The 22,698-nt window shown below is 70.5% G+C and carries 20 protein-coding genes; 12 read left to right on the forward strand and 8 right to left on the reverse strand.

The window, feature by feature from the left end; all coding sequences use genetic code 11:
- Nucleotides 1-37: 37 nt before the first annotated feature.
- Together DEA06_RS07680 and ispG are read right to left on the reverse strand one after the other, a co-directional pair.
- Nucleotides 38-1,252 carry a benzoate/H(+) symporter BenE family transporter gene (locus DEA06_RS07680; RefSeq protein WP_116647400.1) on the reverse strand — a complete coding sequence of 405 codons (1,215 nt, stop codon included), beginning with the start codon at nucleotides 1,250-1,252 and terminating at the stop codon, nucleotides 38-40.
- A 73-nt stretch (nucleotides 1,253-1,325) separates the two neighbouring features.
- Nucleotides 1,326-2,477 carry a flavodoxin-dependent (E)-4-hydroxy-3-methylbut-2-enyl-diphosphate synthase gene (ispG, locus tag DEA06_RS07685; RefSeq protein WP_187266800.1) on the reverse strand — a complete coding sequence of 384 codons (1,152 nt, stop codon included), beginning with the start codon at nucleotides 2,475-2,477 and terminating at the stop codon, nucleotides 1,326-1,328.
- A gap of 194 nt (nucleotides 2,478-2,671) precedes the next feature.
- Between ispG and DEA06_RS07690 the strand changes: the two genes are divergently transcribed.
- On the forward strand, nucleotides 2,672-4,585 hold the full coding sequence (locus tag DEA06_RS07690) for a chorismate-binding protein (RefSeq protein WP_116647402.1): 1,914 nt from the start codon (nucleotides 2,672-2,674) through the stop codon (nucleotides 4,583-4,585).
- Nucleotides 4,586-4,592: 7 nt separating this feature from the next.
- On the opposite strand, the gene DEA06_RS07695 is transcribed toward DEA06_RS07690, so the two are convergent.
- Nucleotides 4,593-5,918 carry a site-2 protease family protein gene (locus tag DEA06_RS07695; protein ID WP_116647639.1) on the reverse strand — a complete coding sequence of 442 codons (1,326 nt, stop codon included), beginning with the start codon at nucleotides 5,916-5,918 and terminating at the stop codon, nucleotides 4,593-4,595.
- 94 nt (nucleotides 5,919-6,012) lie between these two features.
- Here DEA06_RS07695 and DEA06_RS07700 point away from each other — a divergent pair, with 94 nt between their 5' ends.
- The 3 genes from DEA06_RS07700 to DEA06_RS07710 all read left to right on the forward strand — a co-directional run bounded on the left by DEA06_RS07700 (nucleotide 6,013) and on the right by DEA06_RS07710 (nucleotide 9,142).
- The gene (locus DEA06_RS07700) at nucleotides 6,013-6,609 is read left to right on the forward strand and encodes a hypothetical protein (protein WP_116647403.1); all 597 of its coding nucleotides are present in this window, start codon (nucleotides 6,013-6,015) and stop codon (nucleotides 6,607-6,609) included.
- 99 nt (nucleotides 6,610-6,708) lie between these two features.
- Nucleotides 6,709-7,395 (forward strand): DUF1775 domain-containing protein, encoded by a 687-nt coding sequence (locus tag DEA06_RS07705; protein ID WP_116647404.1) that lies wholly within the window; start codon nucleotides 6,709-6,711, stop codon nucleotides 7,393-7,395.
- A gap of 88 nt (nucleotides 7,396-7,483) precedes the next feature.
- Entirely contained in the window at nucleotides 7,484-9,142 is a 1,659-nt protein-coding gene (locus tag DEA06_RS07710) for a UDP-N-acetylmuramoyl-L-alanyl-D-glutamate--2,6-diaminopimelate ligase (protein ID WP_205781240.1), read from the forward strand.
- A gap of 10 nt (nucleotides 9,143-9,152) precedes the next feature.
- Here the strand turns inward: DEA06_RS07710 and dxr are convergent, their stop codons facing one another.
- Both dxr and DEA06_RS07720 read right to left on the reverse strand, forming a co-directional pair.
- Nucleotides 9,153-10,238: a 1-deoxy-D-xylulose-5-phosphate reductoisomerase gene (gene dxr, locus DEA06_RS07715; protein WP_116647405.1), complete on the reverse strand. Its 1,086-nt coding sequence runs from the start codon at nucleotides 10,236-10,238 to the stop codon at nucleotides 9,153-9,155.
- 29 nt (nucleotides 10,239-10,267) lie between these two features.
- Nucleotides 10,268-11,212, reverse strand: coding sequence for an FKBP-type peptidyl-prolyl cis-trans isomerase (locus DEA06_RS07720; protein ID WP_165817954.1), 945 nt, complete (start codon nucleotides 11,210-11,212; stop codon nucleotides 10,268-10,270).
- A 176-nt stretch (nucleotides 11,213-11,388) separates the two neighbouring features.
- On the opposite strand from DEA06_RS07720, the gene DEA06_RS07725 reads away from it, so the two are divergent.
- From DEA06_RS07725 to DEA06_RS07740, 4 genes are all read left to right on the forward strand, one after another.
- Nucleotides 11,389-12,090, forward strand: coding sequence for a lysophospholipid acyltransferase family protein (locus tag DEA06_RS07725; RefSeq protein WP_116647407.1), 702 nt, complete (start codon nucleotides 11,389-11,391; stop codon nucleotides 12,088-12,090).
- Between the two features lie 98 nt (nucleotides 12,091-12,188).
- Nucleotides 12,189-13,181, forward strand: a complete 993-nt coding sequence (gene dhaK / locus DEA06_RS07730; protein ID WP_116647408.1) for a dihydroxyacetone kinase subunit DhaK — start codon at nucleotides 12,189-12,191, stop codon at nucleotides 13,179-13,181.
- A 1-nt stretch (nucleotide 13,182) separates the two neighbouring features.
- Entirely contained in the window at nucleotides 13,183-13,824 is a 642-nt protein-coding gene (dhaL, locus tag DEA06_RS07735) for a dihydroxyacetone kinase subunit DhaL (RefSeq protein ID WP_116647641.1), read from the forward strand.
- Nucleotides 13,821-14,546, forward strand: a complete 726-nt coding sequence (locus DEA06_RS07740) for an HPr family phosphocarrier protein (protein WP_116647409.1) — start codon at nucleotides 13,821-13,823, stop codon at nucleotides 14,544-14,546. The genes dhaL and DEA06_RS07740 overlap by 4 nt, the downstream gene beginning before the upstream one ends.
- 1 nt (nucleotide 14,547) lies before the next feature.
- Here DEA06_RS07740 and DEA06_RS07745 read toward each other — a convergent pair whose 3' ends face one another.
- The gene (locus tag DEA06_RS07745) at nucleotides 14,548-15,519 is read right to left on the reverse strand and encodes a sugar-binding domain-containing protein (protein ID WP_116647410.1); all 972 of its coding nucleotides are present in this window, start codon (nucleotides 15,517-15,519) and stop codon (nucleotides 14,548-14,550) included.
- A gap of 125 nt (nucleotides 15,520-15,644) precedes the next feature.
- Here DEA06_RS07745 and DEA06_RS07750 point away from each other — a divergent pair, with 125 nt between their 5' ends.
- The 3 genes from DEA06_RS07750 (at nucleotide 15,645) to glpK (ending at nucleotide 19,857) form a co-directional block, all read left to right on the forward strand.
- A complete protein-coding gene (locus DEA06_RS07750) occupies nucleotides 15,645-17,369 on the forward strand; it encodes a glycerol-3-phosphate dehydrogenase/oxidase (RefSeq protein WP_240606862.1) in 1,725 nt (574 codons plus the stop codon).
- A 121-nt stretch (nucleotides 17,370-17,490) separates the two neighbouring features.
- Nucleotides 17,491-18,246 carry an MIP/aquaporin family protein gene (locus DEA06_RS07755; RefSeq protein ID WP_116647412.1) on the forward strand — a complete coding sequence of 252 codons (756 nt, stop codon included), beginning with the start codon at nucleotides 17,491-17,493 and terminating at the stop codon, nucleotides 18,244-18,246.
- Nucleotides 18,247-18,342: 96 nt separating this feature from the next.
- The gene (gene glpK, locus DEA06_RS07760; RefSeq protein ID WP_116647413.1) at nucleotides 18,343-19,857 is read left to right on the forward strand and encodes a glycerol kinase GlpK; all 1,515 of its coding nucleotides are present in this window, start codon (nucleotides 18,343-18,345) and stop codon (nucleotides 19,855-19,857) included.
- Between the two features lie 94 nt (nucleotides 19,858-19,951).
- On the opposite strand, the gene DEA06_RS07765 is transcribed toward glpK, so the two are convergent.
- Complete coding sequence (locus tag DEA06_RS07765) at nucleotides 19,952-20,428, reverse strand: OsmC family protein (protein WP_116647414.1); 477 nt, start codon at nucleotides 20,426-20,428, stop codon at nucleotides 19,952-19,954.
- 42 nt (nucleotides 20,429-20,470) lie between these two features.
- Between DEA06_RS07765 and DEA06_RS07770 the strand changes: the two genes are divergently transcribed.
- Nucleotides 20,471-21,454, forward strand: coding sequence for an asparaginase (locus DEA06_RS07770; protein ID WP_116647415.1), 984 nt, complete (start codon nucleotides 20,471-20,473; stop codon nucleotides 21,452-21,454).
- A 13-nt stretch (nucleotides 21,455-21,467) separates the two neighbouring features.
- Here the strand turns inward: DEA06_RS07770 and DEA06_RS07775 are convergent, their stop codons facing one another.
- On the reverse strand, nucleotides 21,468-22,697 hold the full coding sequence (locus DEA06_RS07775) for a saccharopine dehydrogenase C-terminal domain-containing protein (protein WP_116647416.1): 1,230 nt from the start codon (nucleotides 22,695-22,697) through the stop codon (nucleotides 21,468-21,470).
- Nucleotide 22,698: the final 1 nt, after the last annotated feature.

A 22,698-nucleotide genomic window follows, 5' to 3' on the forward strand; every position in this document is an offset into this window, starting at 1 on the left:
CGGTGAGATGTCCTCCACCGGTGACGCGGATGCTGCGTCAGCGACGCCCGACGTGCAGCACGGCACGCACGATCAGCCCGGCGGCGAGCGCCCAGAACGCCGCGCTCACCCCCGCGATCGCGATGCCGGATGCGGCGACGAGGAAGGTGACGACGGCCGGCACCCGCTCGCCCGGGTCGTCGATCGCCTGCTGGATCGCCGAACCGAACGCCCCGAACAGCGCCAGGCCCGCGACGGCCGGGATGACTCCGACGGGGGCGAGCAGCACGAGGGCGGCGAACGCGGCGGAGAGCGCACCGAGCACCAGGTACGAACCCCCCGCGGAGACACCCGCGACCCACCGGCGGTTCGGGTCGGGGTGGGAGTCGGGGCCGGCGGCGATCGCCGCGCTGATCGCGCCGAGGTTGACGGCGTGCCCGCCGGCGGTCGCGGCGGCTGCCGTACCGAGACCCGTGACGAGCATCGCCGGCCGCCACGGGATCTCGTAGCCGAAGCTGCGCATGACCGCCACGCCCGGCACGTTCTGCGACGCCATCGTCACCACGAAGAGCGGAAGCCCGATGCCGATGACGGCGCCCACGGTGAAGGTCGGAGCGGTGAACTCCAGTCGCGGCAGGAGCGCCGCAGCATCCGTCCCCACTCCGGTGCGTGCGAGCTCGACCGCGACCACCACGATCGCGGCCACGAAGGCCAGGGGCACCGCCCAGCGCGGCAGCAACCGCGAGAAGACGAGCCACACGACGATCACCGGCGCCACGCCCCACGGGTTGGCGACCAGGCCGCCGAACGGGGCGACGCACAACGGCAGCAGCACTCCGGCGAGCATCGCCTGCGCGATCGACGGGGGGATGCGGGCGATGAGCGCGCCGATCGGCGGGAACAGCGCGGTGAGCAGGATCAGCGCCGCTGCCACGAGGAACCCGCCGACGGCGGCCGACCATCCACCCTCGACCGCGCCGGTCGCCGCGAGGAGGGCGACGCCGGGTGTCGACCAGGCGATCGTGATCGGCATGCGGAAGCGCCAGGCCATCACGATGCAGCCCAGCCCCGCCGCGAGGGTGACGGCGAGCAGACCGCTGGCCGCCTGTCCCGGCGTCGCGCCGACCGCGCGAAGCCCGGTGAGAACCACCGCGAACGTACTCGTGAACCCGACGAGGGCGGTCACGACACCCGCGATGATGGGTCGCGACAACGATGCGGTGGGCGGGGCGGACGGCGTCGACGACGCGGCGGACGGTGGCACGGCGGACATGAGGTCGAACGCTACCGCACCCGATCCTTCCGCCGACAACCCGGCCTCGCCGCCGAAGTGTCGACGAAAGTCGTCAGGCCGTGATGACCTGCGCGGTTCCGATCTGGGCGTCGGGGCCCATCTCGGCGGCCATGCGGTTGGCCTCCTCGATGAGGGTCTTGACGATGTCGGCCTCGGGCACGGTCTTGATGACCTGGCCCTTGACGAAGATCTGCCCCTTGCCGTTGCCGGAGGCGACTCCGAGGTCGGCCTCGCGCGCCTCACCGGGACCGTTGACGACGCAACCCATGACGGCGACGCGCAACGGCACGGTCATGTCTTTGAGCCCCTCGGTCACGTCGTCGGCGAGCGTGTACACGTCGACCTGGGCGCGCCCACAGGACGGGCACGAGACGATCTCGAGCTTGCGCTCGCGCAGGTTGAGCGACTGCAGGATCTGGTGACCGACCTTGACCTCTTCGGCCGGCGGCGCCGACAGCGACACGCGGATGGTGTCGCCGATGCCCTCGGAGAGCAGGATGCCGAAAGCGGTGGCCGACTTGATCGTGCCCTGGAACGCGGGGCCCGCCTCGGTCACGCCGAGGTGCAGCGGCCAGTCGCCCATCTGAGCGAGCAGACGGTAGGCCTGCACCATGATCACCGGGTCGTTGTGCTTGACCGAGATCTTGAAGTCGTGGAAGTCGTGCTCCTCGAACAGGCTGGCCTCCCAGCGCGCGCTCTCGGCGAGCGCCTCAGGGGTGGCCTTGCCGTACTTCTCGAGCAGACGGGGGTCGAGCGATCCGGCGTTGACGCCGATCCGCAGTGACACGCCCGCCGCCTTCGCGGCCGCGGCGATCGAGCCGACCTGGTCGTCGAACTTGCGGATGTTGCCCGGGTTGACGCGCACCGCGGCGCACCCGGCGTCGATCGCCTGGAAGACGTACTTCGGCTGGAAGTGGATGTCGGCGATGACGGGGATCTGGCTCTTCTTCGCGATGATGTGCAGCACGTCGGCGTCGTCCTGCGACGGCACGGCGACGCGCACGATCTCGCAGCCGGATGCTGTCAGCTCGGCGATCTGCTGCAGCGTGGCGTTGATGTTCGTGGTCGGTGTCGTCGTCATCGATTGGACGCTGACGGGAGCGTCACCGCCGACGAGGACCTTACCGACCTTGATCTGACGGCTCTTCCGGCGGGGGGCGAGAACCTGGGCGACTCGCGGCATCCCTAAATTGACTGCAGGCACGTGCCCAGCCTACGCCGGGCGACCTGCGAAGAGGCCGAAGCCGGTGTGGTACGTTCGGCGCATGTCCGCGAACCGCTCCTGGTGGCCCACCGTTTAGGCGGTGGGCGTTCGCACGTTGACAGACCGCCCGCGAGGCGGTCTTTTTCGTTAGGCAGCCGCGTCGGGCGACCGCCCCTTCCGACGAAAGACCGACCATGACCGGCCCCGCACCCCTCTCCCGCCTGCACGCCCTCGCCGCGGGAACCGAGCCGTTCGCGCTGATCGCGCGCGACGGCCGCACCGTCGAGATCCTCACCGGCGACGTCGTCGACGTCTCGCTCCTCGCCGACATCCCGCTCACCGACACCGACGGGACCGCTCGCGAGATCCTCGCCCTCGTCCCGTACCGCCAGGTCGTCGAGCGCGGCTTCGTCTGCCGCGACGACGACGCGCCGCTGCGGTGCCTGGTCGTCGACGAGCACGTGGCGGTGACGCGCGACGAAGCTCTGGCCGCGCTGCCGTCCGAACCCGTGCCGTTCGAGGATGCCGGGTTCGACATCGCCGACGAGGAGTACGCCGACATCGTCCGGCGGGTGATCTCCGACGAGATCGGCCGCGGCGAGGGCGCGAACTTCGTGATCCGTCGCGACTTCACCGCCCGGGTCACCGCCGACGAGCGCACGGCCGCGCTGACCTGGTTCCGCGCCCTGCTCGAGCACGAACGCGGCGCCTACTGGACCTTCGCCGTCATCACCCCCGGTCTCGTCGCCGTGGGAGCGAGCCCCGAGGCGCACGTGATCGCCCGCGAGGGCGTGGTGACGATGAACCCGATCTCGGGCACCTTCCGCCACCCCGCGGGGGGCGCGACGGCCGAGACCCTGAGCGAATTCCTCTCCTCGACGAAGGAGACCGAGGAGCTCTTCATGGTCGTCGACGAAGAGCTCAAGATGATGAGCGCCGTCTGCTCCGACGGCGGACGCATCACCGGGCCGCATCTCAAGGAGATGTCGCGCCTGACCCACACCGAGTACGTGCTCCGCGGGCGCAGTCGCCTCGACCCCCGCGACATCCTGCGCGAGACCATGTTCGCCCCCACCGTGACCGGGTCGCCGATGCAGAACGCCTGCGCCGTGATCGCGCGCCACGAGCGAGGGCCTCGCGGCTACTACTCCGGCGTCGCCGCCCTCTTCACACCCTCCGCGACGACGGACGACGGCGCCACCCACGATCTCGACGCGCCCATCCTCATCCGCACCGCCTATCTGTCCGACGGGCAGCTGCGGGTGCCGGTCGGCGCCACCCTCGTCCGCCACTCCGACCCCGACGGCGAGGTCGGCGAGACGCACGGGAAGGCCGCGGGCGTGCTGGGAGCCATCGGCGCGATCGCTCGCGACGTGCCCGTGGCGCAGCATCCGACCGCCGACCCCGACTCCCCCGCCGCCGTCGAGCGCCCCTCTCTCGCGGACGACCCCGCGGTGGCCGAGCTGCTGTCGTCGCGGAACTCCCGGCTCGCACCGTTCTGGATGAACCCGCAGGAGAGCGAGGTCGTCGGTCCCTTCGCCGGACGGCGTGCCCTCGTCGTCGATGCGGAGGACCGCTTCACCACGATGCTCGCCCATCAACTGCGCCACCTCGGTCTCGAGGTCGACATCGCGCCCTGGGCCGACGTCACCGACGCGCAGATCGACGACGCCGAGCTCGTCGTGTCCGGCCCCGGTCCCGGTGATCCCCGCGACACCTCCAGCGCGCGCATCCGCCGGATGCGCGAGGTGGTGGAGCGCCGGCGTGATGCGGGCGCACCGCTGCTCGCCGTGTGCCTGAGTCACCAGATCCTCGCCGACTCGTTCGGCCTCGACCTCGCTCCGCTGGAGCGCCCGCACCAGGGCCTGCAGAAGACCGTCGACGTCTTCGGCGAGGAGGCGTCGATCGGCTTCTACAACACGTTCACCGCTCGACGGTCGGATGCTGCGCGCACGGGTGACGTCGAGATCGCGGCCGATCCGGTCACGGGCGACGTGTACGCGCTGCGCGGGGCGGGTTTCGCGTCGGTGCAGGGGCACCTCGAGTCGATCCTGTCGCGTGACGGCATGCGCACCCTCGAGAGGCTGGTCGCCCAGGCTCTCGCCTGAACTGTCGTCAGACGATCGAGATCGGGTTGAACAGGTCGGCGAGCACCAGGATGCCGCCCATCCCGACCAGCAGCACCACGACGACCAGCGTCACCGGAACGAGCTTGGTCGCATCCACCGGTGTGCTGACGCGGTTGCGAAGACGCGCCCAGAACCGCTTGACGCCGTCCCACAGGGCAACGACCACGTGCCCGCCGTCGAGTGGCAGCAGCGGGATGAGGTTGAACACGAACAGGGCGATGTTCAGCGACGCGAGGAGCTCGAGGATTCCCGCAGCGCGATTCTGGATCGGCGCATCGACCGCGGCGATGTCGCCGGCGAGGCGGCCGGCCCCGACGACGCTCAGCGGTCCATTGGGGTCGCGCTCCTGCCCGGTGAACAGGTCGACGGCGGTCTCGTAGACCCGCACGGGAAGCTGCGTCATGACACCCGCAACCGCGCCGAGCCGTTCGAAGGTCATCTCGGTACCCACCCATGCGGGCTGCGCCACGAGCGCGGTCTGCGCGCCGACGCCGATGAACCCGACCTCCTCGGTCTGCACCGCACCGTCGTCGCCGACCACCGCGCGCCCGAGATCGTCGGTGACGGCGCGAGTGGTCAGCGCCGGGGTGATCGAGAGAGTCTTCTCGACGCCGTCGCGCGAGATCACGATGGGGAGCGCCTGATTCGGCGACTGCTGGATGATGGTCGACGCATCGGCGAACGTCGACACGGGGGTGCCGTCGACCGAGACCAGCACGTCTCCGGGCAGCACCCCGGCCTCGGCGGCGGGAGCCACCGGATCCGACGCGACGCAGTCGGTGCGACCCGCATCTGCCGAGATCACGCATTCGTTGACCGAGGCCAGGGTGGTCGTGGCCGTCTGCACCCCGATGCCGCTCGCGAGAACCGTGAAGATCACGATCGCCAGCAGCAGGTTCATGACCGGGCCGCCCAGCATGATCACGACGCGCTTCCAGACCGGCAGTTTGTAGAAGACGCGGTCTTCGACCCCGACGAGCGTTTCGTCGTTCGCCGCGCGCGCGTCCTGCACCATCGTGGCGAACATCGCGCGCATGCGACCGCGGGGCTTGCCGGCGTCGGCGTCGTCGGAGGACGGCGGATACATGCCGGCCATCGAGATGTAGCCGCCCAGGGGAAAGGCCTTGAACCCGTACTCCGTCTCGCCGATCCGCTTCGACCACAGGGTCGGCCCGAACCCGATCATGTACTGCCCGACGCGGACGCCGAAGAGCTTCGCGGGAACCAGGTGCCCGACCTCGTGCAGCGCGATCGACACAGCCAGTCCCACCACGAGCAGGACGACTCCGACGATGAAGGCAAGGGCGGTCACAGCGATCACCGTACTCCGGCATGTCTTTGAATGGGCCGAGCGTGCCGACCCTTCCCCCGCAGCCGGTCGCACCGTGGCGCGCTAGCCTGGCGGGATGAGCACACGGGCGGCGCGCGCGATCCGCGGCGCCGTGTTCGCGGGCATCGCCACGGTCACGGCCGCTGCCGCCCATACCCTCGGCGGCGGCGCCGCGCCTTCGCCCCTGTTCTGCGCGATCCTCTTCGCCCTCGCCGTTCCCCCGACCACGGCTCTCGCCTCACCGCGACCGGCTCCCGGGCGCGCGGCACTGGCGGTCGGCGCCGGCCAGCTGCTCTTCCACGGAGCCTTCGCCGTGGTGGGCGACATCGGAACCGTGGCGGCGACCGCATACGCGACACGCGGCCATGTGCACGGGGCCGCCTCGACGTGGACGATGGATGCGACGGGGGTCGCCGGCGTCGACATGACGCTCGCCCACGTGCTCGCCGCGATCGTGACGATCGCCCTCGTCTGCCACGGGGAGTCGCTGCTCGCGCGGATCCGCGCCTGGGTCATCCGCCGGGCCTGCGCTGCGGTGGCCGTGCCGTCCGCGTCCGCCGTCCTCCGCCGTGTCGATGCGCTTCCCACCCGACCGCGCGCCCGGGCGGTGCTGCCGCCCGGACTCGGACGCCGAGGACCACCGACCCCTCTCCCGGTCCCCTTCGCCGCCTGAGCGCGGCGTCCCTTCGCTGCGGCATCCGCGGCACCCCCACCTTCGGCGATCGCCGCAGCCGCGTACGCGCGCGGCGTCGCCCGCATCCGAGAGAGAACCATGACTTCCACCACCCGTACCCGCATCCTCGCCGGCATCGTGCTGGGGGCGGCCCTCGCTGTCGCCGTCCCGCTCGCCGCATCCGCCCACGTGCACGTGACCCCCGAGAACGCGTCGGCCGATGCATCCACGAGCCTCACGTTCTCGTTCAGCCACGGCTGCGACGAGTCGCCCACCACCTCGATGATCATCGACATCCCCGAGGGCGTCACGAACGTCGTGCCCGTCGCCGACGCGAACTGGACGATCGAGCGCGACGTCGCAGACAACGGCACCGTCTCGCGCGTCACCTACTCCGCGGTCGCGCCCGTCGAGAACGGGATCAAGGGCGAGGTGAGCCTCGACGCCCGCTTCAGCGCAGAGCTCGCCGAGACCGACGTCGCCTTCCCCGTCACGCAGGTGTGCGTCACCGGCCAGACCGCGTGGACCGAGGTGGCCGCCGAGGGAGCCGACGAGCCCGAATCGCCCGCACCCATCGTCTCGGTCGGAGCCGTCTCAGCGGGCGGCGACGAGCACGCCGGCCACGGGGCCACGGCGGAGGACGACACCGCTGATGCCGTCGACGCCGCCCCGGCCGCCTCACTGCGCGCCGACCCGACGGCCCTGTGGCTCGGCGGCGCAGGGCTCGCCCTCGGCGCGATCGCCCTGGTCGTCGCGGTGACGGCGCTCGTGCGTCGACGCGCCTGACACACCCGTCACGGCCGCCTCGACACGGGGCGGCCGTGACACCGCGCTCTCGGGAGCCGACGCGCGCGGGTGCGAGAATGGATGCAACATGCCGACCGCTGCCTCGAACCTCCCTCCCGTGCTCCGACCGGAGCACCCGCCCGTCCGCAGCCTCGACGAACTGGCCCGCCGGTTCGCGACGCGCGTCGACGGCGACACGTCCTCGGTCACCCTGACGGGCATCACGCTCGCCACCGCCGACCTGCGGCCCGGCGAGGCCTTCGTGGCCATCCGCGGCGTCAACAGCCACGGCGCCTCCTATGCCGCGACCGCGGCCGAGAAGGGGGCCGTGGCCGTCATCACCGACGATGACGGATCCCGTCTCGCCGCCGACGCGGGCCTGCCGATCGTCGTGGTCGACGATCCGCGCGCAATGCTGGGCGCGCTCTCGGCCTGGATCTACGGCACCGGGCCCGAAGACGACCTCCCCGTGCTCTTCGCCACGACCGGCACGAACGGCAAGACGAGCGTCTCGCACCTGCTCGAGGGCATCCTCGGCCAGCTCGGCGTCGTGACCGGACTCTCGTCGACGGCCGAACGTCACATCGCGGGCCAGGTCATCGTCTCGCGCCTGACGACCCCCGAAGCATCCGAGTTCCACGCCCTCCTCGCCCTCATGCGCGAGCGCGGCGTCGAAGCCGTCGCCGTCGAGGTGAGTGCGCAGGCCCTCAGCCGTCATCGCGTCGACGGAATGCTCTTCGACGTGGCGGCGTTCACGAACCTCTCCCACGACCACCTCGACGACTACGCCGACATGCGCGAGTACTTCGAGGCGAAGCTGCCCCTCTTCCGCGCCGACCGCGCCCGCCGGGCGGTCGTGTCACTCGACTCGGTGTCGGGCCTCGAGGTGCGGGACCGGGCCGAGATCCCCGTCGTGACCATCGCGACCCCCGACATCGCCGAAGACGCGGATGCCGCGTCGGGTGCGGACTGGATCGTCGAGATCGTGGACGAGCGGCAGGATGGCACGCAGTTCCGCCTCCGCGGTCCGGAAGGACGCACACTCACGACGGTCGTGCCCGTGATCGGACGCCACATGGCAGCCAATGCGGGCCTGGCGATCGTCATGATGCTCGAAGCGGGCTACACCTGGGACGCCCTGGTCTCGGCCCTCGACGGCGGCCGCGTCGACGCCTACCTCCCCGGTCGCACGCAGCTCGTCTCGGGCCAGCGCGGTCCCGCCGTCTACGTCGACTTCGGCCACTCCCCCGACGCGTTCGAGAAGACCCTGGCCGCTGTCCGTCGCGTCACACCGGGGCGCGTGCTGATGCTCTTCGGCGCCGACGGAGACCGCGACGCGACCAAACGCCACGACATGGGCCGCACCGCCGTGGAGGGAAGCGACATCCTCGTCGTCACCGACCATCACCCCCGGCACGAGAACCCCGACACCATCCGCGCGACCCTCGTCGAAGGGGCGCGACGCGCACGACCCGACGGCGAGATCCTGGAGTTCTCACCCCCGGAGCGGGCCATCGTCGAGGCCGTCGCACGCGTCGGCGAAGGCGACGCGATCCTCTGGGCGGGCCCGGGGCACCAGGACTACCGAGACATCCGCGGCAGCCGCACCCCGTACTCCGCCCGCGAGCTCGCCCGTCGCGCCCTGCGCGCCGCCGGCTGGCCCGTCGCCGAGCCGCACTGGCCCGTGCCGTACCCCGAGGACTCGACGCCGAGCTCCGACCCCGAGCGGCTCTTCGACTCGCCCTGACCAGCGGTGATCAGGATGCTGCGGCGATCGCCCGATCCGCGGCATCCCGAGCCCATCGCTCCGCGTCGGCGAGCGTCTCGCGGGTGAGTTCGGCGGGCGCCTCGTGCGACTCGACGACACGTTCGATGAGCTCCACGATCCCGGGGAAGGGAAGTCGACCCTCGTGGAACGCGTCGACGGCCTGCTCGTTCGCCGCGTTGAACACCGCGGGATAGGTGCGCCCGGCACGGCCGACGCGCTTCGCGAGAGCGACCGCGGGGAACGCCTCCTCGTCGAGGGGCTCGAACGTCCATGACGTGGCGGTCGTCCAGTCGAGCGGGCGCCCCACGCCGGCGACGCGCTCGGGCCAGTCGAGGCCGAGGGAGATCGGCAGCCGCATGTCGGGTGGCGAGGCCTGGGCGATGGTGGACCCGTCGACGAACTCGACCATCGAGTGCACGATCGACTGCGGGTGCACCACCACGTCGATGCGGTCGTAGGGCACATCGAACAGGAGATGGGCCTCGATGACCTCGAGCCCCTTGTTGACGAGGGTGGCGGAGTTGGTGGTCACCACCCGCCCCATATCCCACGTGGGATGCGCCAGCGCCTCAGCGGGGGTCACCCGCGAGAGCGAGGCACGCGAGCGACCGCGGAACGGACCTCCCGAGGCCGTCAGCACGAGGCGGCGCACCTCGTCGGCGGTGCCCGAGCGCAGGGCCTGGGCGATCGCCGAGTGCTCCGAGTCGACCGGCACGATCTGGCCGGGAGCGGCGAGCGCCGTGACCAGCGCTCCGCCGACGATCAGCGACTCCTTGTTCGCCAGCGCCAGGGTGCGTCCGCTCTCCAAGGCCGCGAGCGTGGGGCCGAGGCCGACCGACCCGGTGATGCCGTTGAGCACGACGTCGGCGTCCACATCGCGCACCAGCTGCTCGGCCTCGACCGCCCCGAGCGCGGTGTGCTCGACGTCGAACTCTTCCGCCTGAGCGCGCAGACCCGCCCGGTCCGTGCCCGCGGCGAGCCCGACCACCTCGAACCGCCCGGGGTTTGCCCGGATGACGTCGAGTGCCTGAGTGCCGATCGAGCCGGTGGATCCGAGGATGAGAACGCGCCGCATGCGGTCAGCCTACGGCGCGCTCCCCCGACTCAACCGGCGGCAGGCTCGGCGCTGGCGATCTGGAGCACGAACACGAGCGCTTCGCCCGCGAGCGCGTTGCTCGAGGTGCCCGCGACGCCGTAGCCGCACGAGGCCGGCATGGCGACGAGCACGGTCGAGCCGACCGTCTGCCCCTCGAGCGCTGCCTTGAAGCCCGGAACGACGGCGTCGGTCGTGAACGGCGCGGGGTCTTCCGGCGCCCAGGCCGAGTCGAAGGCCGAACCGTCCGACCACTTCAGACCCGAGTAGTAGACCTCGACCGCAGCGCCGGGCTCGACCACAGCGCCGTCGCCCTTCTCGAGAACCTCCACCGAGACCGTCTCCGGAGGCGCCGTCTGCGGAACGGTGACCGTGGGGAGGGCTCCGTCGTTGAGGACCACCGTGGGCGCCTCGCCCGTGAAGTCGCCGGCGACGCACCATTGCGAGGCCGGGGTGGCGTCGAGGATGTCGAGCACGTAGATCTGCGCGCCGCCCTGGTCGCTGGCCGGGAGTGTCGCAACGACGCGCGAACCGACCGGGGAGCATCCGAACAGCTGCGCGAGCACGCTGTCGGAGGTGATCTGCTGCGGCTGAAGGGGGGTGTCGGCGTACCCTGCGCTACCGAGCTGCTCGCCCGAGGCCGCGTCGAAGGCCGTCAGCGCGTAGGAGAGGTAATCGCCGTCGGCGATCTCGGCGCCGTCGCCCTCGCTGACCACCGTGCGCTCGACACCGGGCACCTCGAGGGGCGACGAGAAGGACGCGGTAGCCTCGGCACCGAAATCACCATCGACGGTCACACCATCGGACGCGGCGCCCGACGGCGCGGCGGCGGCACACAGACCGGTGCCCGCGCTGGCGGTATCGGTCGCATCCGGAGTAGAGCCCCCCGCGCAGCCCGCGAGAAGGAGCACCGCTGCGGCGGCGACGGACAGGGAGGCGATCGGACGGAAGCGCACAGGAGACCTCTCGGCAGACGAAGGGGAACCACACCATCCTTCCGCATCGCGCCTTTGCCCGCGCTGTGAACCCCATGCCCGAGTGCGCATGGAATCCGGAGTAGCCTCGTTGGGTGACTCCCGACGACGACGATTCCGCGCGCGCCGAGGAAGAAGCATCCGCACCCGTCACGCGGATGGGTGCCACCTACGCGCTCGGCCGTTTCGTGTTGGCTCCGCTCGCTCGGCTGGTCTACCGGCCCCGCGTCGAAGGCCGCGCGAACGTGCCGCGCACCGGCCCCGTGATCTTCGCGAGCAACCATCTGTCGTTCATCGACTCGATCGCGATTCCCGTCGCCGCGCCGCGCCCCGTGCACTTCATGGCGAAGTCGAGCTACTTCGACCGCTGGGCCTCGCGACAGTTCTTCACGGCGATCGGCGCGATCGCCGTGCAGCGCGGCGCGGGCCAAGCGGCCCTCGACGCCCTCGACCAGCAGCGCAAGATCCTCGACGACGGCCGCGCGGTGGCGCTCTACCCCGAGGGCACCCGCTCGCTCGACGGCCGCCTCTACAAAGGCCGCACGGGGGTGGCGTTCCTCGCGCTGCAGACCGGCGCCCCCGTCGTTCCCGTCGGCCTCATCGGTACGGACGTCGTCATGCCCGTCGGGGCCCGCATGCCGTCGGTGAGCGAGCGGATCACCGTGCGGTTCGGTGAGCCGCTCGATCTGTCCCGCCACGGTGCGGCGACATCGGGGCGCGCCCGCCGCGGAGCGACCGACGAGATCATGGCGGCCATCCACGCCCTCTCCGGCCAGGAGCTCGCGGGCGTCTACAACGAGGTGCCGGCGCAGAACCCGATCGAGCGGATCAAGCGCGCCCTCCCCTTCGAACGCCTCTGAACAGACGTTCACGTCGGTGCTCTTGACACACCGACCGGTGCGCGGGAGATTCTCCCCAGGCCCGCGCATCGGTGCGCGCGGCGAACAGAGGAGTCATCGTGAAGAAGTTCATCAACGACCCGGCGGATGTGCTGGCGGAGGCTCTGCGCGGCATCCAGGCGGCGCACCCCGATCTGCGCGTCGATCTCGACGATCGCGTGATCTACCGGGCTGACGCGACGCGGGCCGGGAAGGTCGCCCTGGTCTCGGGAGGCGGGTCGGGGCACGAGCCTATGCACGGCGGGTTCGTCGGAGTCGGGATGCTCGACGCCGCGTGCGCCGGTGAGGTGTTCACCTCGCCCACGCCCGACCAGATGCTCGCCGCGACGAAAGCGGTCGATTCGGGGGCGGGCGTGCTCCACATCGTGAAGAACTACACCGGCGACGTGCTGAACTTCGAGATGGCGGCAGAGCTCGCCGCCGCCGAGGGCATCAGGGTCGAGTCGGTGGTCGTCGCCGACGACGTCGCCGTGCAGGACTCGCTCTACACGGCCGGCCGCCGCGGCGTCGGCACCACCGTGGTGTTGGAGAAGATCGTCGGGGCTGCCGCCGAAGAGGGCGCCGATCTCGACGCGATCGTGGCTCTCGCGCAGAGGGTCAGCGACAACGGACGCTCGATGGGAGTCGCACTGACCAGCTGCACGGTTCCCGCCGCGGGCAAGCCCACGTTCGATCTCCCCGAGGACGAGATGGAGGTCGGCATCGGCATCCACGGCGAGCCGGGCCGCCGCCGGGTCCCCCTGGCCTCGGCCGCTGAGATCGCCAAGCTCCTCGTCGACCCGATCCTCGCCGACTTCGATGCCACCGGACCGGCGATCGTGCTGCTCTCGGGGCTCGGCGGCACTCCCCTCATCGAGCAGTACCTCATGTACGGCGAGATCGCGCCGCTTCTCGAGCAGGGCGGCGTCGAGGTCAAGCGTTGCCTGGTCGGCGACTACATCACGAGCCTCGACATGGCCGGGATCGCGCTGACCGTCGTGAAGGCCGACGACGAACTCCTGCGACTGTGGGACGCGCCCGTGGTCACCCCCGGCCTGCGATGGGGTGCGTGACGTGGCGGGGGATGCGAGCACCCACGACCTGATCGTCTGGATCGAGCGCTTCCACGACCTCGTGCGAGAGCATCAGGCTGAGCTCACCGAACTCGACTCCGTGATCGGAGACGCCGACCACGGGTCGAATCTCGCACGTGGGATGGATGCCGTCGTCGCCAAGGTCCGGGCGGACGCCCCGACCACGCCCGCCGATCTGTTCAAGACCGTCGGGATGACGCTCGTCTCCACCGTCGGAGGGGCGAGCGGCCCGCTCTACGGCACCTTCTTCCTGCGATTCGGCGGGTCTGCCGGGGCGTCCGAATCGCTCGACGCCACCGCTCTCGGCGCTGCGTTGCGCGCCGGGCTCGACGGCGTCGTCGCGCGCGGAAAGGCGGCGCCGGGCGACAAGACGATGATCGACGCGCTCACACCCGCCGCCGATGCCTGGGACACCGCGGCGGAGGGCGGAGCCTCCCCCCGTGACGCGGCGATCGCGGCACGGGATGCTGCGCGGGAAGGGCGGGACGCCACCATCCCCCTCGTCGCGCGGAAGGGCCGGGCGAGCTATCTCGGCGAGCGCAGCGCCGGGCACCTCGATCCCGGTGCAGCCTCGACGACGCTGTTGATCGAGGCCCTCTCCGACGCGTTGACGACGCCATGATCGGCATCGTCGTCGTCTCGCACAGTGACGCCCTCGCTCGCGCGGCGGTCGATCTCGCCCTGCAGATGGGCGGAGACGCTCCCCCGACGATCGAGATCGCCGCCGGCGTCGACGGCGGTTTCGGCACCGACGCGGTCGCGATCGCGGCGGCGATCGACCGGGCGTCGGGCGAGGACGGCGTGCTCGTCGTCATGGATCTGGGCTCGGCGATCCTCAGCACCGAGATGGCGACGGAGTTCGCCTCCTCGACCGGGCGCGTCGTGTTGAGTCCCGCGCCGTTCGTCGAGGGACTCATCGCCGCCGTCGTGCTCGCGGCCGCCGGAGCCGATCTCGACACCGTCGCCGCCGAGGCCCGGGACGCCCTCTCGGCCAAGCACGATCAGCTCGGCCCGCCCGAGCCGGCCGCTGCGGACCTGTCGCAGGAGGCGCCGGCGGACGCAGCATCCGAGGAGCATTTCGACGCGGTGATCGACAACCCCTCCGGACTCCACGCCCGTCCTGCGGCGCTGTTCGTGAAGGCGGCGAGCCGGCACGACGCGATCGTCGAACTCGCCGACCTGGATCGCGGGGGCCCGCCCGTCCCGGGCCGCAGTCTCATCGCGCTCATGGCGCTCGGGGTGCGACCCGGAACCCGGGTGCGCGTCAGCGCGAGCGGCCCGGAGGCGCGCGCTGCCCTCGACGAGCTTCGTGCGCTCGTCGAAGACGGCTTCGGCGAGCGCTGACTCAGCGCCCGACGATGGCGAGCAGACGTCGCGCGAGGGTCTCCTCGACGACGAGCTCGGTGATGATCCCCGCCGCGAGCGCCCCGCGGAGGGCGTCGAGCTTCGACAGGCTCGATACGACGCAGAAGCGGGTCGGGATGCGCCGCACGCTCTCCAGGTCGGGCCCGCTCGATCGGGCGTTCAGGTCGATGCCGTCGCTCGATCCGTCGAGCCGGTAGAACACCGTCGCGCAGTCGCCGACGACGCCGGCACGCTCGATCGCGCGCAGGTCGATGTCGTCGAAGTAGTCGCCGGAGTAGACGTGCGAGGGCACCTCCGCGTGCGGTGATCCGAGGCCGAACACGAACACGCTCACACGCTCCTGCATGTCGAGCACCGCCCGGATCGACCTCTCGCGCCACATGGCGTCCTTGGTGAGCGGGTCGTCGAACAGTGCGGGGACGGGGAACTGGTGCACCGACGCCGAGAGGGCCGACCCGAACCGGTCGAGGATCTCCCCGGCATACGGGATCCCCGACGTCCGCACGTTCGCCGCCCCGTTCATCTGCACGATGTGGCTGTCGTGGGTGACCTTCGCCTGCAGGTGTCGTCCCACCACCGACAGGGTCGCGCCCCAGGCGACACCGATCGTCATCGACGAATCGAGCCGGTGCGCGAGAATCCGTGCAGCCGACAAGGCGGTTCTTTCCAGGCGGTCGGCCTCGCTGATGCGCTCCGGCGTCGGCACGACGTGGGCGATGACCCCGAACCGCTCCGCGAGCCGGCGCTCGACGAGGCTCCGCGCGTCCTGCGGCGAGTGGACGTTGATCGTCACGAGCCCGACATCGCGCGCGTGGGCGAGCATTCTCGACACCGACGACCGCGAAACGCGCATTTCATGGGCGATCGCGTCCATCGTGAGGTCCTGAAGGTAGTAGAGCTGGGCGGCGCGCAGCGCGTCCTGCTCGCGGCTGGCCGCAGCATCCGTCGACATCATTGACTCCTGGCGTCGGGCCGCACGACCCGATTCTCCCCCTAGTTTGCACATTCGTGCACGACGGTTGCAAGGACGTTCAAACGGGGGCAGGCTGTGGCATGTACCTCACGAAAGGCCTACAAGTGACTACGTCGACGCCGACCACTCCCGTCCGCCAGGACGTCCAGACCCTCCGCGACCGCGGGGAGGTGGATGTACTCATCATCGGCGGCGGCATCAACGGCCTCGCCACCCTCCGCGACCTCGCGCTCCAGGGCGTGAGCGTCGCACTCGTCGAGCGCGGCGACTTCGTCTCGGGAGCATCCTCCGCGTCCAGCCACATGGTGCACGGCGGAATCCGCTACCTCGAGAACGGCGAGTTCCGTCTCGTCAAGGAGGCGGTGACCGAGCGCAACGACCTGCTGAAGACCGCCCCGCACTACGTGCGACCGCTGCAGACGACGATCCCCGTCTACAAGACGTTCTCGGGCATCATCTCGGCGCCGTTCCGCCTCCTGATCACGCACGGTCGCGGCAAGCCCAACGAGCGCGGGGCCGTGCTCATCAAGATCGGCCTGGTCATCTACGACACCTTCTCGCGCAGCGGCGGCACGGTTCCCCGCCACAAGTTCGTCGGCCGGAAGAAGTCGCTCGCCGAGTTCCCCGAGATGAACCCGGCGCTGAAGTACACCGCGACCTACTACGACGCGTCGATGCACGACCCCGAGCGCCTCGCACTCGACGTGCTGCACGACGGCATCGTCGCCGGCGAGGGCCGCGCGACGGCCGTGAACTACGTCTCGGCCGTGGGCTCGGGCGACGGCGCGGTGCGCGTGCGCGACGAGCTGTCGGGCGAGGAGTTCGACGTCCGCGCCAAGGTCGTCGTCAACGCGAGCGGCCCCTGGACCGACCTCACGAACGGAGCGATCGGCACGGCGTCGACCTACATGGGCGGCACCAAGGGCTCCCATGTCGTGCTCGAGAACGAAGAGCTCCTCGCCGCCACCAAGGGCCGCGAGATCTTCTTCGAGCACTCCGACGGCCGCATCGTGCTCATCTACCCGCTCAAGGGCCGCGTGCTCGTCGGCACCACCGACATCGACGCCGATCCCGCGAAGCCCGTCGTGACCACCGATGCCGAGATCGACTACTTCTTCGACCTCATCGGCCACGTGTTCCCGAAGATCGAGGTGAACCGCTCGCAGATCGTCTACACCTTCTCGGGCATCCGCCCGCTCCCCCGCCACGACGACACCGCACCCGGCTTCGTCTCGCGTGACTACCGCATCGTGCAGGACTCGCAGGGCGGTCTCCCCGTGCTCAGCCTCGTCGGCGGCAAGTGGACCACGTTCCGCGCACTCGCCGAGCACCTGAGCACCAAGACCCTCGAGCTCCTCGGCCGCTCGCACCGCATCGGCACCGCCGGGCTCCCGATCGGCGGCGGCGCGGGCTTCCCGCGCAGCGTCTCGGCCCGCAAGCGCTGGGCGCAGTCGCACGCGGCCGGGCACTCGCCCGAGGTCGTGGAGCGCATGCTGTCGCGCTACGGCACCCGGGCGACCGAGGTGCTGGCGGCACTGCCCGTCGACGCCACCCCGCTCGAGAACGCGCCGGGCTACTTCCGCGAAGAACTCGCCTACGTCGCGGCGAACGAGCAGGTCGTGCACCTCATCGACGTCCTGCTGCGCCGCACCGACATCGCGTTCGTGGGCGGCATGACCGCACGCACGCTGCGCGAGGTCGCCGAGGCGGTCGCTGCGCCCCTGGGCTGGGACGCCGATCGCACCGATGAAGAGATCGCGGCCGCCACGGACATCCTCCGCACGGCCCACCGAGTGGAGTTCGAGGAGGTCGACACCGCGCGCGCCTGACAACGATGCCGGGCGCACGACAGGTGCGCCCGGCTCGCCGAGCCTCTAGGTTCCAGATACGGTCACCGCGGCCGTGCGATCTCGCGAAAAGCGGCCTCGCTAGCGAAAGGTCAATGACGACATGCAAGAAGTAAATCTGGGGTTGTACTTCCTCTCTGAGACCGTCGGCACCGCGATGCTCATCCTGCTGGGATGCGGCGTCGTCGCCAACGTCGCTCTCGCCAAGACCAAGGGCAATGCCGGCGGGTTCCTGATGGTCAACTGGGGCTGGGGGCTCGCGGTGTTCGCGGGTGTCATCGTCTCCGCCTACTCGGGCGCGCAGCTGAACCCCGCCGTCTCCATCGGTCTGCTCGTTCACGGCGACATCACCATCGGACAGTTCTTCGTCGCCATCGCCGCCCAGCTGATCGGTGCCATCCTCGGTGCCATCCTGGCCTGGGCCGCGTACAAGCAGCACTTCGACGACGAGCCCGACCCCGCCAACAAGCTGGGCGTCTTCTCGACCGGTCCCGCCATCCGCTCGTACGGCTGGAACCTCCTCACCGAGATCATCGCGACCTTCGTGCTGGTGTTCGTGATCTTCGGCTTCCGCGACTACGGTGTGGCCGACATCGGCACGCCGGGCGGCCTCGGCGGCCTCGCGGCCGTGCCCGTGGCGCTGCTCGTGGTCGGTATCGGCGCCTCCCTCGGTGGTCCGACGGGCTACGCGATCAACCCGGCCCGTGACCTCGGGCCCCGCATCGCTCACGCCATCCTGCCGATCAAGGGCAAGGGTACGAGCGACTGGTCGTACTCGTGGGTGCCGGTCGTCGGCCCGCTCATCGGAGGCACGCTCGCCGGTCTTCTCGCGCCGGTGCTGCTGGGCCTCGCCGCATAACGCTCGGATGCTGCCGCGCCCACGTCGTGCGGCAGCATCCGCCCCTTCGTATTCCTCTTTCCCGCACATTCCTCAACAGACAAGGAAGTCCACGTAATGGCTGATTACGTCCTCGCCATCGACCAGGGCACGACCTCGAGCCGCGCCATGATCTTCGACAAGAAGGGAAGCGTCGTCTCGGTCGGGCAGAAAGAGCACGAGCAGATCTTCCCGAAGGCAGGCTGGGTCGAGCACGATCCCGCCGAGATCTGGCGCAACGTCCAGGAGGTCGTCGGCCTCGCACTCGCCAAGGCCGACATCACCCGCCACGACCTTGCCGCGATCGGCATCACGAACCAGCGCGAGACGGCGGTGGTGTGGGACAAGAACACCGGCAAGCCCGTCTACAACGCCATCGTCTGGCAGGACACCCGCACCCAGCCGATCGTCGACCGCCTCGCCGCCGACGGCGGCGTCGAGCGGTTCAAGGAGATCGTGGGCCTCCCCCTGGCGACCTACTTCTCGGGTACGAAGATCGTCTGGATCCTCGAGAACGTCGACGGCGCCCGCGAGAAGGCGGAAGCCGGCGATCTCATCTTCGGCACCACCGACACCTGGGTGCTGTGGAACCTCACCGGAGGCATCGACGGCGGCGTGCACGCCACCGACGTCACCAACGCCAGCCGCACGCTGTTCATGGACCTCGAGACCCTCTCGTGGCGCGACGACATCCTCGAGACCTTCGGCGTGCCGCGCTCGATGATGCCCGAGATCCGTTCGTCCTCCGAGGTGTACGGCACCGCCGAGTCGTCGTCGCTGCTGCGCGAGACCCCGGTCGCCGGCATCCTCGGCGACCAGCAGGCGGCCACGTTCGGCCAGGCGGCGTACGACGCGGGTGAGAGCAAGAACACCTACGGAACCGGCAACTTCCTCATCTTCCAGACCGGCGAGGAGATCGTCCGCTCGAAGAACGGTCTGCTCACCACGCTCGGATACAAGCTCGGCGACGGTCCGGCCCACTACGCGCTCGAGGGATCGATCGCGGTGACCGGTTCGCTCATCCAGTGGCTGCGCGACCAGCTCGGCATCATCTCGAGCGCCCCCGAGGTAGAGGCCCTCGCCCGCACGGTCGACGACAACGGCGGCGTGTACTTCGTGCCGGCGTTCTCCGGCCTGTTCGCCCCGTACTGGCGCCCCGACGCCCGCGGCGCGATCGTCGGCATGACGCGGTTCGTGAACAAGGGCCACATCGCGCGTGCAGCCCTCGAGGCGACGGCGTTCCAGACGCGCGAGGTGCTGGAGGCCGTCAACGCCGACTCGGGCGTCGACCTCACCGAGCTCAAGGTCGACGGCGGCATGACCGCCAACGACGAGCTGATGCAGTTCCAGGCCGACATCCTCGGCGTGCCGGTCGTCCGGCCGGTCGTCGCCGAGACGACCGCGCTCGGCGCCGCGTACGCGGCCGGTCTCGCGGTCGGGTTCTGGGACAACCTCGACGACCTCCGCGCGAACTGGCAGGAAGACAAGCGCTGGGAGCCGAACCTCGACTCCGACGAGCGTGACCGTCAGATCCGCCTGTGGAAGAAGGCCGTCACGAAGTCGATGGACTGGGTCGACGAGGACGTGCGCTGACCCCGCCCCCTACCACGTCCGCGAGACTTCATCCTGGGCTCGAGACTGCGACCGACGTTCGCAGTCTCGTAGCCAGGATGAAGTCTCGCGGTCGTTAAGGCCCGGCGACGAGGATCCTCGGCTCGTGCCGCACGGGAAAGTTGACCGAGTTCGCGATGAAGCACCACTCGCGGGCCTGCGCGTGCGCGGCGGTCGCCGCATCCGTCATGGATGCGTCGGCCACCGTCACGCGGGGCCGGAGGGTCACTTCGGTGAACGCTCCCCCGCCCCTGCCGTCTTCCAGAAGGGTCGCCGTCGCGTCGTCCTCATAGCCCACGACGACGACACCGACCTTCACGCAGGCGTAGAGGTAGGACAGTAGATGGCACTCGCTGAGCGATGCGAGCAGGAGGTCCTCCGGATTCCACCTCTCGGGATCCCCCCGGAAGGGCACGTCGGCGGAAGCCAGGAGCGCCGGCTTCCCCTCGACGTCGATGGTCACGCTGCGGTCGTAATCGCGGTATCCGCTGGTGCCGGTGCCGCGATCGCCGGTCCACTGCGCGCGGAGACGGTAGGTGTGCTCGCCGTTCATGCAGTCATTCTGACACCGGGCTGCGCTCAGTAGACTGGAGGGATGCCATCGAGCCCTGCAGACGTCGTCGAGCTTGCCGTCGTCGAGCGCGGCGGGTTCATCGAATCCCGTCACCTCGGGCGCGCGGTCGTGCTCTCCCCCGACGGCTCGGTGGTCGACGCGCTGGGCGACACCGCCGCACCCTTCCTGCCGCGCTCGAGCATGAAACCGCTCCAGGCGCTCGCGTGCTTGTCGGCCGGTGCGCCGCTCGCCGGCGAGAGTCTCGCGTTGGCCATGGCCAGCCACGCCGGCACCGAGCGTCATGTCGCGGGCGTGCGCGAGATCTTGAGTGCGGCCGGTCTCGGCGAGAACGACCTCGGCTGCCCGCCCTCCTACCCCGGCGACACCGCCTCGCGCGACGAGCTGGTGCGCGAGCATCTCGAACCCTCGCGCATCTGCATGACCTGCTCCGGCAAGCACGCCGCCATGCTGCTCGCGTGCTCGACCAACGGGTGGGACCCGGCGACCTATCTCGACCCCGCCCATCCGCTGCAGACACACATCCGCGAGGTGATCGAGCGCCTCACCGGCGAGCGGATCACCACGACCGTCGTCGACGGCTGCGGTGCTCCGGTCCACGCCATGACCCTCGCCGGCCTCGCGCGGGCCGTGCACCGCATCGGCACGTCGTCGGAGCGATCGCCCTTCGCCCTGCACCGCAGCGCTGCGACACTCGTGCGCGCGGTTCGCGAGAACGCCTGGGCGATCGACGGCCCCGGCCGCCCCGACACGATCGTCATCGAACGTCTGGGCGTCTTCGCCAAGAGCGGCGCCGAGGGGATCATGGTGATGGTCGCCCCCGACGGCACGACCGTCGCCCTCAAGGTGCTCGACGGCAGCGGCCGGGTGGGCACCGCGGTCGCTCTGCGCCTGCTCGAGCGGGCGGGTGCCCTGCCGTCGAACGACGTGGCGCTGACTCTTCGCTCCCTCCCCCTCGCCGTCTACGGCGGAACGAAGGTCGTCGGCAGCATCCGCGCCGCGTTCTGAGGCCGGGCCCGGCTCACCCGATCGGCTTCTCCTCGATGCCCCACGGCGATCCGTAGCCCGCGGGTGCCGGCGCCGCCAGCAGGTCGAGGAACGGCCGGGCATCGAAAGCCTCCGGGCCGAGCACCCCGGTCCCCTCCCAGTCGCCGCGGGCGAGCAGTTCGAGGGCGATGACCGGATTGATCGCCGTCTGCCAGACGACGGCCTGCGATCCGTACTCGGCCATCGTCTGCTCGTTGTCGGCCACGTGGTACAGGTAGGTCGAGCGCGGCGCGCCGTCCTTCCCCGTGCCCCGCACCCAGACGCCGGCGCAGGTCTTCCCCGTCATGCGATCGCCCAGTGTCGCCGGATCGGGCAGCACCGCCGCGACCACGTCGCGGGGCGAGACCTCCACACCCTTCACCCGCACCGGCGAGGTCTTGTCGAGCCCGAGCTTGTGGAGCACCTTCAGCACCTCGATGAACTCGTCACCGAGGCCGTACTTGAACGTCACGCGCTTGGCTTTCGTCCACCGCGGCATGAGGAGCACCTCTTCGTGCTCCACGTTGACGCACTCCACCGGCCCGATGCCGTCGGGGAAGTCGAAGACCTCGGGCTCGCTGAACGGAGCGGTGGTGTACCAGCCGCGCCCCTCCTCGTAGACGACGGGCGGGTTCAGGCACTCCTCGATCGTCGTCCAGATCGAGAACGACGGCGCGAAGTCGTAGCCGGCGACCACGAGGTTCGCGCCGTCCCTGACGCCGAGCTCATCGATCTCGTCGAACAGCTCGTCCTCGGCGTAGCGCGCGAACACGTCCGACAACCCCGGCTCCACGCCGATACCGACCACCGCCAGCCTCCCCGCGGCCTCCCAGTCCGCGGCTTGCGCGAACTGCTCGTCGCCGAGCTTGACGCCGGTCTGCTCGTGAGGGTGATCAGGATGCGGCGTCGACAGGCTCATCGCCATGTCGAGGTAGACAGCGCCCGTGTCGAAGCATCCGGTGAAGATGGGCATGACGAATCGGGGATCGACGGCGTTGAGCACGTGGGTGGAGCCGTGCTCGCGCACGAGCGCGGCAACGGAATCCGCGCGGGACGCGTCGACCTGCGCGGCCGAGAGGCGCCCGTCGCCGAGCTCGTCGACGAGTGCCGTCGGACGCGCGGGGTCGTAGTCGGCGATCACGAGCGTGTCGAAGAACTCGCGCCGCACGGCGATGCGTGCGGCGGCCGACCCGACTCCCCCGGCTCCGATGATGAGGATGCGCATG

This window comes from Microbacterium sp. Gd 4-13 (assembly GCF_003095395.1).
GTDB lineage: Bacteria > Actinomycetota > Actinomycetes > Actinomycetales > Microbacteriaceae > Microbacterium.